Genomic DNA, 14053 nt, shown 5'->3' with positions numbered 1-14053 from the left:
TTTGTTAAATTTTGATTGAGTTTAAGACTCAAGTGCAATTTTGTATAAAAATTCTTCAATTTTAGTCTGGAAATATGAAATAAATTTAAGATGATTAGCTATTGAATAAATAGGGAATTTATCCAAATATAATAAAAAAAGTTTATTTTTTTAAGAGTTTTTATCATTATAAAAAATGAATAAATAAGGTTAATTTAATTGGATTAAATTTAAATTTTCTCATTAAATTTTTCTGCTTTAAATCCTGCAGAGCCTTGATAAAAAATATCAAGGAAACCTCGTAAAAACTCCTTCTCAGAGAGGGAGTCATTTAAGAAGAATATATCTAAATCATTAAGTAAATTTTTAAGAACATAATCTTGTGAATTAAAGATGAATTGTTTTTTATGAAAAAAAGGTATCTCATACTTAGTAGAATGTTTGAGCAAATACTTTGTGCTTGGTGATTTCTTGACATAGTTTACAATCCATTTTCCTTGTAAAATGCCATTATAAATAGAGCCAATTGGTATAAAATGATCGGCAAAAATTAGCCTCGGAATGGCCGGTATTATTCTGCCATGGTATACCGTAAAAACTTTATTAAAATTTACCTTATTATTATCAATTCTTACTTCTATATTTGGTATAGTAATACCACTGCCTGTACAACAGATTAATACATCTGTTTTTATAAACCTTTTGTCATTAAGCAGGATGCCATTAGGCTGTAATTTTTCAATCTCACCTTGTATGGAATAAAGATGACTATAATTATTTAAAAGTTTGATTTCTTTATCGTCTAAGATACCCAGATGAAATTTTTTAAAATTATAGGGTTTTTTTGTATTATAAGAATCAATTATTCTAAAAAATTTCCATAGTAATAGGCTAAGTTTATTTAAATTTATTCCGGCTAATATAAACCCAAAAACCAAGAATTTTCTATGTAGATTTATTGTATACCATTTGCTAGAAGCCCTTTTTTTTAGAGCATCAACTATAGAGTCAAAACGTAAAAACCAGTAAGGCGCTTTATATAGCCAAGTTGCTTTATAATTACGTGTCGCTAAATATTGCACAACATCCGTAGCTGCTTTGCTTCCTCCTAAGACCGTGATATTTTTATTTTCACTGACAAGCTTGGCTATTGTAGTTTCTGTGGCATCAAGTGAATGAATAATTTGTCCTAAAAAGTCTTCTTGCCCCTTAAAATAAGGCTTAGTTCGTTCAGAAAAACCATTTGCATAAATAATATAATCATATTTTTTACTCGTTAGCGTATTGGATTGAGTATGTCTAATAAAGAGCTCAATTTTATTCTCTTGCGTTAAATAATTAACCTTTTCTACCTGACAATTAAAATTCATGACTTCATAGAATTTTTTGAATTTACAGTAAGATTTTATATAATCATAGACTTGTGCTGCAGAGAGTTTTTCAAGCCTATCGATATGACTTGGTAGAGGAAAATCTGGATATTCAATCGAATAACTTGGGGCATGTATTTTTAAATCGCAGTAATAATTGCTAGGATGCCAAGTGCCCCCGACATCATCATTTTTTTCATATAAGGCAACATCATGGCCAGCTTTAATAAGCTCGCCCAAGCAACCAATTCCGCACCAACCTCCACCAATGATAGCAAAACTGTATTTTTTTTTTAGAGCTCCCATAAATCAATTCCTTTAACTTTTATTGATGAGGTTGAGATTAATAAAAGTCATTGAAGTATTCACCTTAGATAATTATAGTTAAATTGTTTAATTGTATAGTTTTATTGCAGCAATTTCTTCTAATTAGAACGACTTATTTAAGTAGATTTTAAAATTTAAATGGATAGTATTGCAATAAATCAGCAATCACCTATAGTAGCAGGTTTTAAGTGGCTTGCTCCATTTAATTAGCAATTATCTATTCTCCATTATGGATATTAAGGAAGGACATGGCTATGGAAAATATGCCAACACGGCAGATTAAAGCGAGAACCGGCTTAAATTTAGAAGCAAAAAGCTGGTTAACAGAGGCTGCATTGCGAATGCTTTGCAATAATCTTGATCCAGAGGTTGCTGAAGCTCCTCAGTCTTTAATTGTCTATGGTGGTCTGGGTAAGGCTGCTCGTAATTGGGAAGCATTTGATAAAATTGTTGAAGTTCTAAAGCAATTAGGCAACGATCAAACATTATTAATTCAATCCGGGAAACCAGTCGGTGTATTTCCTACCCATAAAGACGCACCACGCGTATTAATCGCTAATTCAAATTTAGTCCCTCATTGGGCGACCTGGGCTCACTTTAATGAATTAGATAAAAAAGGCCTTATGATGTATGGCCAGATGACAGCAGGAAGTTGGATTTATATTGGTTCGCAAGGTATTGTGCAAGGTACCTATGAAACGTTTAGCGCAGCAGCTAAAAAGCATTTTAATGGCAACCTAGCCGGTCATTGGGTATTAACAGCTGGTTTAGGAGGGATGGGAGGCGCGCAACCCTTAGCCGCTACGATGGCAGGGGCAAGCATGCTTGCTGTTGAGTGTGATTTAAATCGCATTAAGAAACGCCTCCAGACTCGTTATCTTGATTGTTATACCACTGATTTAGATAAAGCATTGCAATTGATTGATGATTCTTGTCAAAAAAAACAGCCCTTATCGGTGGGTTTATTAGGGAATGCGGCTGAAATATACCCAGAATTATTACGGCGCGGTGTTAAGCCTTCACTAATCACCGATCAAACCAGTGCCCATGATCCATTAAATGGCTACTTACCTAAAGGGTGGACGTTAGAGCAAGCTCAGTTAAAGCGTGAGACAGCACCTGATGAAGTGATTAAAGCTGCTAAGCAATCTATGGCGCTACAAGTGCGAGCTATGCTCGGCTTTCAGGCGCAAGGTATTCCTGTGTTTGATTATGGTAATAATATTCGGCAAATGGCTTTTGAGCAAAATGTAGAGCATGCGTTTGATATTCCCGGCTTTGTTCCTGCCTATATACGCCCATTATTTTGTGAAGGAATTGGTCCTTTTCGTTGGGTAGCGCTCTCTGGCGATCCTAATGATATTTATGCTACTGATGAAAAAGTAAAACAATTAATTCCTCACGACAAACATTTACATCGGTGGCTAGACATGGCACGAGAAAAAATCGCTTTTCAGGGTTTGCCTGCCAGAATCTGCTGGGTCGGTTTAGAGGATAGGGCACGCCTTGGTTTAGCATTTAATGAGATGGTAAAAAATAAAGAAGTCAAAGCGCCTATTGTAATCGGGCGTGATCATCTTGATTCAGGTTCTGTGGCAAGCCCGAATCGAGAAACTGAAGGCATGCTAGATGGTAGTGATGCTGTATCGGATTGGCCTTTTTTAAATGCCTTATTAAACTGTGCAAGTGGTGCAACTTGGGTAAGTATTCACCATGGTGGCGGTGTGGGCATGGGTTTTTCTCAGCATGCAGGTGTAGTTATCGTTGCTGATGGGACTGATGACGCACATAAGCGTCTGCAACGTGTACTACATAATGATCCGGCCACAGGTGTCATGCGTCATGCAGATGCTGGCTATGATTTAGCTAAGCAATGTGCGCAAGAGAATAATTTATGGTTACCTATGCTTTAAAGGAGTTGCAGGGATGGCAAACGACGTCGAGCTCAATCCAGGGCAATTAAGTTTATATGATATTAAATTACTGTTGCAAACTCGGGATAAAATTTCGCTGGCACCCTCTTGCCTGCTAAAAATTGAAGCAGCTAATGAGGCTGTAAATGAGATAATTGCCGGTGAAAAAACAGTCTATGGGATAAATACAGGCTTTGGCTCTCTTGCCTATCAACGCATTTCAACTGAGAATTTACAGCAATTACAACGTAACATTGTCTTATCGCATGCTTGTGGTAGTGGTGAATTATTAGATGATGACGTTACAGCACTGACCTTATTATTAAAAATAAATGCCTTAGCGCAAGGTTATTCTGGCGTAAGAAAAGAGTTAATTGATGCACTTATCGCACTTTATAACCACCAAATCTATCCCTGTATTCCCGCTATGGGCTCGGTAGGCGCTTCAGGGGATTTAGCACCTTTAGCACATTTAGCATTACCATTACTAGGCGAAGGGAATGTGCGTATTGATAACGCTATTATACCAGCGCAAGAGGGACTGGCTAGATTTGGCTTAAGTACATTTGAATTAGGACCAAAAGAAGGGTTGGCCCTGTTAAATGGGCTGCAAGCCTCAACGGCGATATGCTTGCAAGCTTTATTTAACACAAATTTATTATTTAAAACCGCGCTAATAGCAGGTAGCCTGTCCGTTGATGCAGCTAGAGGAAGTGATGTGCCTTTCGATGATCGCATTCATCTTATTCGTGGTCATGAAGCTCAGCGACATGTAGCTAGCTTATATCGTATGCTTTTATCAGGTAGCCAAATACGCGAATCACATCGCTTATGTACGCGCGTGCAAGATCCTTATTCGCTTCGTTGTCAGCCACAAATCATGGGTGCTGTTTTACATCAGTTAACATTCGTAGCTCAAACCTTAGCAGTTGAAGTAAATGCCATCACTGATAATCCGCTGGTCTTTGCTGCTGAAAAGGATATTTTATCAGGTGGGAATTTTCATGGTGAAATTATTGCGATGGCAGCAGATAATCTAGCACTAGCTATTGCTGAGATAGGCGCTAATGCTGAAAGGCGAATCGCTTTGCTAATTGATCATCACTTCAGCGGCTTACCGGCTTTTTTAGTTAATGAAAGCGGTCTTAACTCAGGCTTTATGATAGCTCACGTTACCGCTGCAGCTTGTGCCAGTGATAATAAGGCATTAGCTCACCCTCATTCGGTAGACAGCTTGCCAACCTCTGCCAACCAGGAAGATCATGTTTCCATGGCTACTAATGCAGCAAGGCGCTTAAGTAATATGGTAAATAATACTGCGACAATTTTAGCAATTGAATTATTAGCTGCTTGCCAGGGACTTGAGTTTCATAAGCCCTTAACGACCTCACCTATGCTTAGAGATGTGTATGATGTAGTTAGAACGTATGCTTTACCGTATGAGCAAGATAGGTATTTTGCACCTGACATCGCCATCATGAAAGAAAAAATTTTACAAGGGGAGTTTACTCGTTATATAAATGAGGAATTGTTCTAATTTTAGTTAGCCATCAATATGCTAGAAAGGACGCTAATGGACGTTAAAGAGGAATTATTCACGCGATTTCAAGCGCACCAGCAACGGTTTGCTCATCATTCTTATTTACCCATTGCAAGCAGGGTAAAAAATTTACGTGCTTTAAAAAAATTATTACAAGTTAGAGCAATAGATTTAGCCCAGGCAATTAATAGTGATTACCGGCAGCGCGCGTTTGAAGAAACATTGTTACTAGAAATTTTTCCAACCATTAGCGCCATTAATTATTGCATTAAGCATTTAAAAAAATGGACTAGATTAAGAAAGCGAAAAATAGATTGGTATTTTGGCACGGGGAAAGCGTTTATCTTAGCCCAACCCTTAGGCGTTGTTGGTATTATTTCCCCCTGGAATTACCCTGTTTATCTTTCTTTTGTTCCTCTTGCCTATGCTCTAGCGGCTGGGAATCACGTCATGCTTAAGATGTCAGAATCAACACCTCTAACAGGCAACCTAATTCAAGAGCTCGTTAGTCAGGACTCTATTTTAAATGAATTTGTTAGTATTTATAATGGTGATGCATCATTGGCGGCAGCTTTTACCAGCTTGCCGTTTGGGCATTTATTATTTACAGGTTCTACCAAAGTAGGCAAAAAAGTGATGGCAGCTGCGAGTGAAAACTTAACGCCAGTTACTTTAGAATTAGGTGGTAAATCACCTACTATTATTTCTGCTACAGCTGACGCACATTATTTAGATAGAGTTTTTATGGGCAAGCTCTTTAACGCTGGGCAAACCTGTTTGGCGCCGGATTACTTACTGATTGCACGGCCTTGGGAAGACACGCTTGAGCAGCTATTTACGCGATTTATAGAGAATCGCTACCCGCAATTAACTGAAAATAATCATTACTCTAATGTGATTTCTACCACTCACAAAGCGCGTCTTAATGAGTTACTAGCAGATGCACGCAATAAAGGGGCTCGAATTAAGCAATTTGGCAATGAGCAGGAAGGGTCGCGTATGCCATTTTATCTAGTGTTTAATGTTGATCGTTCAATGCAGCTGATGAATGAAGAGATATTTGGTCCTATATTGCCAATTATTGTTTATGATAGCTTTTCTCAAGCGCTTGATTTAATTAAATCAAGGCCTAATCCCTTAGCGGTTTACTATTTCGGTAAAGATGAAGATGAAATTAAGCAATTACAATTTAAAACTCTCTCTGGTGCGCTAACAATTAATGATACAATCATGCATGCTGCGATGGATGACTTGCCCTTTGGTGGCGTTGGTCAAAGTGGATTAGGAAATTATCATGGGCAAGAAGGTTTTGATACTTTTTCAAAATTAAAACCAGTATTAAAACAAGGCAAATTGTCAGCGATTACTTTTTTTTATCCACCTTATGGAAAATTATTGTATTATTTTCTTCGTTACTGGGCAGGCATACATATTCCAAAAAATAAACAAACATGAAACAGAGTTGGTTTATGTAAGCCTTTGATAAGGTTGATATTAAGTATTATGAGCGTTGAAATATTTACTGATGGGGCATGTAAAGGTAATCCTGGGCCAGGCGGTTGGGGGGCTTTACTAAGATACAATGGCCAAGAAAAACGACTGTATGGTGGCGAGATGATGACTACCAATAATCGTATGGAATTAACTGCTGCGATAAAAGCCCTACAAGCCTTAAAGCGCGCGTGTGACGTCGAATTGTATACAGATTCACAATACCTTCGACAGGGTATGACTACCTGGTTATTAGGATGGAAGAAAAATGGTTGGCGTAACTCTAAGAAAGAATTAGTTAAAAATGCTGATCTTTGGCAGCAATTAGATGAGCTGGCAAGCCGACATCGTATTAATTGGCATTGGGTTAGAGGGCATAATGGTCATGTCGAAAATGAAATAGCGGATGCCTTAGCAAATCAAGGTATAGTTGAGCTTATAAATTAACAAATATGTGCCATACTTAAATTCATTAAATTTTAACTTCTAAATATATTGTTAAGGTATGTATGCGGCAAATCGTTTTAGATACAGAAACCACAGGTATTGACCCTCAAAATGGTCATCGAATCATTGAGATAGGTTGTGTGGAATTAATTGATAGAAAATTAACTGGCAATAACTACCATGCCTATTTAAATCCCGAGCGTGAGGTAGATGAGGGGGCTTTTAAAGTTCATGGTATTAGTACTGAATTTTTAGCAGATAAGCCACGATTCTGTGAAGTTGTTGAGGAGCTATTAGAGTTTATTAAGGATGCGGAATTAATTATTCATAATGCAGCGTTTGATATCGGTTTTTTAAATGCAGAATTAACCCTGCTTAATTGGCCGCACCAAGTACACAATTACTGCAAAGTATTAGACACGCTTTTATTAGCTCGCGAGAAACACCCAGGACAACGAAATAGCTTAGACGCACTTTGTAAGCGTTATGAAATAGATAACTCTAATCGTGAGCTTCATGGCGCTTTGCTTGACGCTGAAATTTTAGCCTTAGTCTACTTAGCGATGACCGGTGGGCAAGGCAGCTTATTTGAAGATAACCTTGAGCAAGTTGATTCAACTATTATAACGACTACCGTTAGTCAAGCGACATTACAAAGTACATCACCAATTATTTACGCAACAGAGCAAGAGTTGGCGAGCCATCAAGAATTTGTTCAATTTTTAGTAAAAAAGTCTGGGACAAATCATTGGGAAGAGGAGTCGAATTAATAGGGGCCTTGCTGCACTCGTGTTTTAAAATCAGGTGATGTTCCTAACACTATTCTTCACAATTAGCCGTCTTTGCGAGCAAAGCAATCCAGCTTAGGCTGGACACTCTACTAGATTGCTTCACCCTTACTGCGTAAAGGTTCGCAACGACGACTTTTCTGATTAAGCATTAAATGTAGCCTGGGTGCAGGCCCAAAGGGCCGGAGCCCAGGTTTCACTTCGTCTCACCTAGGCTACTTGCTAGGTCTCACAATATGAATAACGCCGAATATTGTCATTCCCGTGTAGACGGGAATCTAGCCTGGTAATGGCATGATGCTAATATCAGGTATGGATCTCCGCCTACGCGGCATTGTTGCATGGATAAATTAAAACGTAGCTCAGGCGCAGGCCCAGAGGGCCGAAACCCGGGTTTCACTGCGTTTCACCCAGGCTACATTTACTTAGTATGAAATAAATCACAATCGAATTACCGCGGCGTGTCTGCGGTATCCAGTGAAGTGGCACTGACGGGTTCGATACCATAGATACTCCACGGTATTTCGGACGAGGGTAGATAAGACAAGTAGAGGCTGTCTTAAAAACAAAAACCTTTTAATGAAAGTTTAGCTTGATTTTAAAGACAGTATCTACTTTCTGCAAAGAACAATCAAATTGATAGGGGGTTTATGCTTGTGTTTTAACATCAGGCAATGTTTGTCACTATTCTTCGTCATCATCCGTCTTTGCAAGCGAAGCAATCGAATTCAATCTGGAAAACACCACGCCCTTTTAGAGGTCCAGTTGTCTTTTCATAACAAAGAAGATTATTACCTAAAGCAACTTTAACAGCCATTTAAAAAATTATTAATTAAAATTCAAAAGTTTAATAAATAATTTAGCATTAAATAATAAAATAAGTATAAAAATTTATCACTTTATACAAAATTTGACCTATATTTAAAATATCCTAACCAGAGACGGGACTCATTATGGATACTGAGCTAACTAAACGTCTTGCCGTACCTTTCATTTTCGTTACCTTCTTATCTTTTTCAGCTCTATCTTATGCAAACACGTTTATCTTTAATCCTAAGAAATTAACTTGGACTGCAGTTAATCATAATGGCAAAGTTGTTCGCAGTGGTAAAGCGTCAGGTGGTAGTAAATACTGCTCCGATATAAAAAGAGCATGTAAAACCCCTTCAGGCACGTATACGGTGATTAGCAAACAAGGCGCAGGCTGCCGTTCAAGTCGTTACCCGCTTGGCCGTGGTGGATCGCCAATGCCTTATTGTATGTTTTTTTCTAAATATTATGCAATTCATGGTTCTTATGATGTACCTAACTACAATGCTAGTCATGGTTGCATCCGAGTGAGACCACATGATGCTAAATGGTTACATAGTAATTTTATTAAAATAGGTACTAAAGTGGTTGTGCACCCTTATTAAGATAACTGAATAGGGCCTGTTACACCTTGCCATCTTCGTCGATGCCGCCTTTGCTATCTTTAAGGTTATCTTCTGTGTCTGTGGTGTTGCCACTTTGGCCTTTAGCATCCTCGTCTTCATCGTCGATACTAAAGGAAGAACCACAACCACACGTTGTTTTGGCATTAGGGTTGCGAATAACAAATTGTTCGCCCTGTATGCCTTTTATATAATCGATTTCAGCTTCATGCAGAAATTGGTAACTCATTGAATCAACTAATAGCTTAACTGACGTTTTACCATCCGAGCAACGCTGAGTAATAATAGTATCATCGTGTTGGATGGACTCATCAAAGGTAAAACCATATTGAAACCCTGAGCAGCCACCACCGGTAATATAAACGCGTAAGTTTAAGTTAGGGTTATCTTCTTCAGCAAGCAGGGAGGCAACTTTGTCAGCTGCGCTAATTGAGAAATAAATACCTGTTTTGGTATTAGGCTCTACTTCAGCAGATGCTACATTCACAGAGCTCATTAGTTACTCCTAATTAAAATGGTTATAAATGAGGATGGCGATTAATAGAGAAAGCTGTCCCTTAATTATTTATATTGTAACATTTATCTTAAATTTTTGTGTCCTAAAATGATTTAATTTATTAATTAATACCCAGTTTGGAGTATTTAGCCCATGTTTACTTGTTCTTTAAGGCCTTTTCAAACATGCTTACACACATCCAGGTTGCTCGATAAAAGGCATGAATGCCCTTCATGGGTTTGGAAAAGCCCTTAAAGACAAGCAACGCAAGTCCCATGAAATCTAAAAACGCCAAAGTAGGGTTAACTAACGGATAATTTGTTCAATAATGGCCCCACCTAGGCATTGATTACGTTCATAAAATACAATATATTGCCCAGGCGTTATGGCGCGTTGTGGCGTTGAAAACATGACACAATGGCCTTTATCAAGTGCAGGCGAGAGCACGCAAGCCTGATCTGGTTGGCGATAGCGGGTTTTTGCGTAGCATGTTAATGGCAATTTATCTTCATAAGGCTCTAACCAATGGACAGGGCTGCAAATTAAACCTTGCACATACAACATGGGATGGTCTTTTCCTTGTGCCACAATTAATGTGTTTGTTTTAATGTCTTTATCTACAACATACCAGGGTTCATCAGGACTATCTTGTCGCCCACCAATGCCTAAACCTTGGCGCTGTCCTATTGTATAAAACATGAGTCCATCGTGCTTGCCCAAGAACTTGCCGTCTGCACTTTGGATCTCACCTGGCTTGGCTAAAATAAACTCATTAAGGAATGATTTAAAACGCTTCTCACCAATAAAGCAAATTCCAGTTGAGTCTTTCTTATGCGAAGTCACTAACTCTAACTTAGTAGCCAAGGTGCGAATTTCGCTTTTTAAATAATTTCCTATAGGAAACAAGGTTTTTGCTAATGCTTCTTTGTCAACTGCATGCAAGAAATATGTTTGATCTTTGTCTCTATCCTTAGCTTTAAATAAACGACCCTGCTCGCCTCGAGCGTAATGTCCTGTAGCAATATAATCTGCACCTAAACCTAAGGCATGGTTTAAGAAGGCTTTAAATTTAATTTCTTTATTGCAAAGAACGTCTGGGTTGGGTGTGCGGCCGGCTTCATATTCCTGCAAAAAATGGGCAAAAACGTCATGCCAATATTCTTCAGAAAAATTAACAGTATGTAGCGGAATATCCAGTTGATTTGCCACGGCTTGTGCGTCTGCCAAGTCAATGGCAGCAGAGCAAAAGCTATCGTTATCATCTTGTTCCCAGTTTTTCATAAATAAACCTTCAACCTGATAACCTTCTTCTTTTAATAGCCATGCCGCTACAGATGAATCAACGCCGCCAGACATTCCTACAATTACTTTTTTCTTCATATATTAATTAATTCATTTAAAGAGAAAGACTAAATTAAATTTATTAACCTTAATTAGCCTATATTTGTTAAACTTAAAGAGTATTATTATATTATATTTGAGACTTGATATGCTAATTGATCTTAAAACGTGCGCTAAAACAGCCGAGCCAGAAAGCGTGCAACTTGAATTAACCGAGCGAATGCCATCTAGAGTTGCCCCCCCATGCTTACTAAGTTGTTCTTATGCAGCTAAAGCAATGACTAACTATTTTCTCTTAACGCTAAATGTTAGTGGCGATATTACAATTGAATGCCAGCGTTGTTTGACTCAATTTTTATACAATTATAACAACAGTACAACATTAGCGATTTGCGACAATGATGCTCAAGCGGAGAAGTTAATGGATGAGTATGAGTGTATTGTGACTAAAAACTCGCTAGTTAACTTAGTAGAATTAATCACTGATGAATTACATCTTTGTAGCCCCGAATATCACTCGGATATTACGAAATGTGATGCAGAAGTCAGTAAATTTATCCATTTTTCGCCTAATATTAATGAGAAACTATAAGTAATACTTGGATTAATGACAAAAAATGGGTAATATTTCGCACCAACGAATACAAATTGCCTAGGAGTAATGCATGGCCGTACAACAAAACCGAAAAACACGTTCAAGACGTGATATGAGGCGTTCACATGACGCGTTAACTGGACCAACTTTAAGTGTTGATAGCACAACGGGTGAAACTCATCGTAGACATCATATTACCGCTGATGGTTATTATCGTGGCCGCAAGGTATTAGATAAAGATAACGACGTCTACGAACAAGAGTAAATCGATTGAAAACTATCACCATTGCAATTGATGTGATGGGTGGGGATCATGGGCCAAAGGTCCTGGTTCCTGCTTGCGTTCGTGCTGCGAAACACAATCCTGATTTAAGGTTGTTGTTAGTAGGTGATCAAACTCAAGTTGCTACTTATCTTAAAAAGCACGGCGGTTCTAATAGCGCTCAGTTTACTATTATCCATACCTCTGAAGTAGTTGGTATGGATGAATTGCCTTCGCATGCAATGCGTAATAAGAAAGATTCCTCGATGCGAGTGGCAATTAACCTCGTTAAATCTGGACGCGCCCAAGCTTGTGTTAGCGCTGGCAATACGGGTGCTTTAATGGCTACTGCTCGTTTTGTGTTAAAAACACTGCCAGGAATAGATAGACCAGCAATTATTGCGGAGTTACCTACTTTACAAGATAAAACCCGTGTGATTGATTTAGGGGCAAATGTTGATTCCTGTGCTGAGCATCTTTTTCAATTTGCAGTAATGGGTTCAGCACTTATTCAAGCCCTTGATAAAAAGCCTAAACCAAAAATTGCTCTGTTAAATATTGGTGTAGAAGAAATAAAAGGCAATGACAAAATCAAGCGAACAGCGCACATGTTAGCTGATTGTAGTCTATTAAATTATGTCGGCTATGTGGAAGGCGATGATTTTTACTCAGGTGAAGTCGATTTAGTTGTTTGTGATGGGTTCGTTGGCAATGTCGCTCTAAAAGCAAGTGAGGGACTTGCCAAATTAATGCTGGCTATTTTAAAAGAATCTTTTTTAAAAAATGTTTTAACTCGGTTTATGAGTATTGTTGCTTGGCCAGCCTTAAAACGCTTAAAAACTCGCATGGATCCAGCTCGTTATAACGGTGCAAGTTTATTAGGATTAAATGGCACGGTAGTCAAAAGTCATGGTAGTGCTAATGAATTAGCTTTTCAATATGCTATTGAAGAAGCTATGTTACAAGTAAAAAATAATGTGGTTGATTTAGTGCGTGATCAAATAAATGAGTTTATTAATCAAGGTTTATTGTTATGATGCATGCGGTTATTAATGGAACAGGTAGCTATCTACCAGAGCGAAATCTTACAAATTATGAGCTAGAAACTAAATTAAATACAACTCATGATTGGATTTTTTCGCGTACAGGCATTAGTAGCCGTCATATTGCTTCTGATTATGAAACAACATCTTACATGGCAGCTCAAGCCGCAAAACAAGCGTTTGAATCGTCAACTATTTTGCCTAACGACATTGACTTGATTATAGCTGCAAGCTGTACACCGGATAATTTTTTCCCAGGGGTTGCTTGTTATGTACAACATGCTTTAGGTTTAACGTCGGCAGGTATCCCCGCGCTTGATGTTGGGGCTGCATGCAGTGGTTTTGTTTATGCAATGGATGTCGCTAAACAGTATATTCAAGCTGGCTCAGCAAAGCACGTGTTAGTTGTTGGCAGTGAATCGATGTCAAGGGCCGTTGATTGGAATGATCGCTCAACCTGTGTATTATTTGGTGATGGTGCAGGAGCAGCAATATTAAGTGCGCAAGAGGAGCCTGGTATTATGGCTAGTGTCTTGCACGCTGCCTTTGATGCAAATTCACTATTGTCTTATCCAAACTACACTTCTCAAGGCAATAAAGCGTTAATCGGTATGCGTGGCAATGAGGTGTTTAAAATTGCAGTCAATATTATGGGAGATATCGTTGACGAAATTTTAGAGGCCAGCGGGCTCGCCCAATCTGATATTAATTGGTTAATTCCTCATCAAGCGAATATCCGTATTATTCAAGGAATTGCTAAAAAATTAAACTTACCTATGTCACAAGTTGTTGTTACCATCGAAAACCAAGGCAATACCTCAGCAGCATCCATTCCACTTGCGCTAGATGCAGCCATTAAAGAGCAACGCATTAAACGGGGTGATTTGTTATTACTAGAATCGTTTGGCGGTGGCATGACTTGGGGAGCGATGATAATACGGTATTAACGCTTAAGTTAATAGCCGTTAGCAACAGTCATCTCATTTTTGATTAAGTTATTAACTGTGGGGACAGTGAGAATTTAGAGG

The 14053-nt window shown here is 38.3% G+C and carries 12 protein-coding genes and 1 pseudogene; 10 read left to right on the top strand and 3 right to left on the bottom strand.

Translation table 11 applies throughout. The features are described from left to right. Positions 1-209 precede the first annotated feature (209 nt). On the bottom strand, positions 210-1655 hold the full coding sequence (locus tag DYE47_RS07535; RefSeq protein ID WP_115302687.1) for an FAD-dependent oxidoreductase: 1446 nt from the start codon (positions 1653-1655) through the stop codon (positions 210-212). Between the two features lie 275 nt (positions 1656-1930). Here DYE47_RS07535 and hutU point away from each other — a divergent pair, with 275 nt between their 5' ends. The 6 genes from hutU to DYE47_RS07505 all read left to right on the top strand — a co-directional run bounded on the left by hutU (position 1931) and on the right by DYE47_RS07505 (position 9270). Continuing rightward, positions 1931-3589: a urocanate hydratase gene (gene hutU / locus DYE47_RS07530; RefSeq protein ID WP_115304038.1), complete on the top strand. Its 1659-nt coding sequence runs from the start codon at positions 1931-1933 to the stop codon at positions 3587-3589. A 13-nt stretch (positions 3590-3602) separates the two neighbouring features. After that, the gene (gene hutH, locus DYE47_RS07525; protein WP_115302686.1) at positions 3603-5126 is read left to right on the top strand and encodes a histidine ammonia-lyase; all 1524 of its coding nucleotides are present in this window, start codon (positions 3603-3605) and stop codon (positions 5124-5126) included. A gap of 36 nt (positions 5127-5162) precedes the next feature. Then, on the top strand, positions 5163-6584 hold the full coding sequence (locus DYE47_RS07520) for a coniferyl aldehyde dehydrogenase (protein ID WP_115302685.1): 1422 nt from the start codon (positions 5163-5165) through the stop codon (positions 6582-6584). Between the two features lie 48 nt (positions 6585-6632). Further along, positions 6633-7067, top strand: a complete 435-nt coding sequence (rnhA, locus tag DYE47_RS07515) for a ribonuclease HI (protein ID WP_115302684.1) — start codon at positions 6633-6635, stop codon at positions 7065-7067. A gap of 62 nt (positions 7068-7129) precedes the next feature. Continuing rightward, positions 7130-7837: a DNA polymerase III subunit epsilon gene (dnaQ, locus tag DYE47_RS07510; protein WP_115302683.1), complete on the top strand. Its 708-nt coding sequence runs from the start codon at positions 7130-7132 to the stop codon at positions 7835-7837. Positions 7838-8808: 971 nt separating this feature from the next. Beyond that, entirely contained in the window at positions 8809-9270 is a 462-nt protein-coding gene (locus tag DYE47_RS07505; protein WP_115302682.1) for a L,D-transpeptidase, read from the top strand. 109 nt (positions 9271-9379) lie between these two features. Here the strand turns inward: DYE47_RS07505 and erpA are convergent. Both erpA and mnmA read right to left on the bottom strand, forming a co-directional pair. After that, positions 9380-9784: pseudogene (gene erpA, locus DYE47_RS07500) on the bottom strand (iron-sulfur cluster insertion protein ErpA); the annotation flags it as partial. Between the two features lie 306 nt (positions 9785-10090). Next, positions 10091-11164, bottom strand: a complete 1074-nt coding sequence (gene mnmA / locus DYE47_RS07495; RefSeq protein WP_115302680.1) for a tRNA 2-thiouridine(34) synthase MnmA — start codon at positions 11162-11164, stop codon at positions 10091-10093. Positions 11165-11273: 109 nt separating this feature from the next. On the opposite strand from mnmA, the gene DYE47_RS07490 reads away from it, so the two are divergent. The 4 genes from DYE47_RS07490 (at position 11274) to DYE47_RS07475 (ending at position 13972) form a co-directional block, all read left to right on the top strand. Further along, the gene (locus tag DYE47_RS07490) at positions 11274-11717 is read left to right on the top strand and encodes a YceD family protein (protein WP_115302679.1); all 444 of its coding nucleotides are present in this window, start codon (positions 11274-11276) and stop codon (positions 11715-11717) included. A 73-nt stretch (positions 11718-11790) separates the two neighbouring features. Then, positions 11791-11985 carry a 50S ribosomal protein L32 gene (gene rpmF, locus DYE47_RS07485; protein ID WP_115302678.1) on the top strand — a complete coding sequence of 65 codons (195 nt, stop codon included), beginning with the start codon at positions 11791-11793 and terminating at the stop codon, positions 11983-11985. 5 nt (positions 11986-11990) lie between these two features. After that, positions 11991-13019: a phosphate acyltransferase PlsX gene (plsX, locus tag DYE47_RS07480; RefSeq protein ID WP_115302677.1), complete on the top strand. Its 1029-nt coding sequence runs from the start codon at positions 11991-11993 to the stop codon at positions 13017-13019. Next, on the top strand, positions 13016-13972 hold the full coding sequence (locus DYE47_RS07475) for a beta-ketoacyl-ACP synthase III (protein ID WP_115302676.1): 957 nt from the start codon (positions 13016-13018) through the stop codon (positions 13970-13972). Before plsX ends, DYE47_RS07475 begins: the two co-directional genes overlap by 4 nt. Positions 13973-14053 lie beyond the last annotated feature (81 nt).

The sequence above is a fragment of the Legionella beliardensis genome (assembly GCF_900452395.1).
In the GTDB taxonomy this organism is placed as follows: Bacteria; Pseudomonadota; Gammaproteobacteria; order Legionellales; family Legionellaceae; genus Legionella_C; species Legionella_C beliardensis.
Note: the sequence above shows the minus strand (reverse complement) of the source record. Positions and strands in the feature narration are given on the sequence as shown.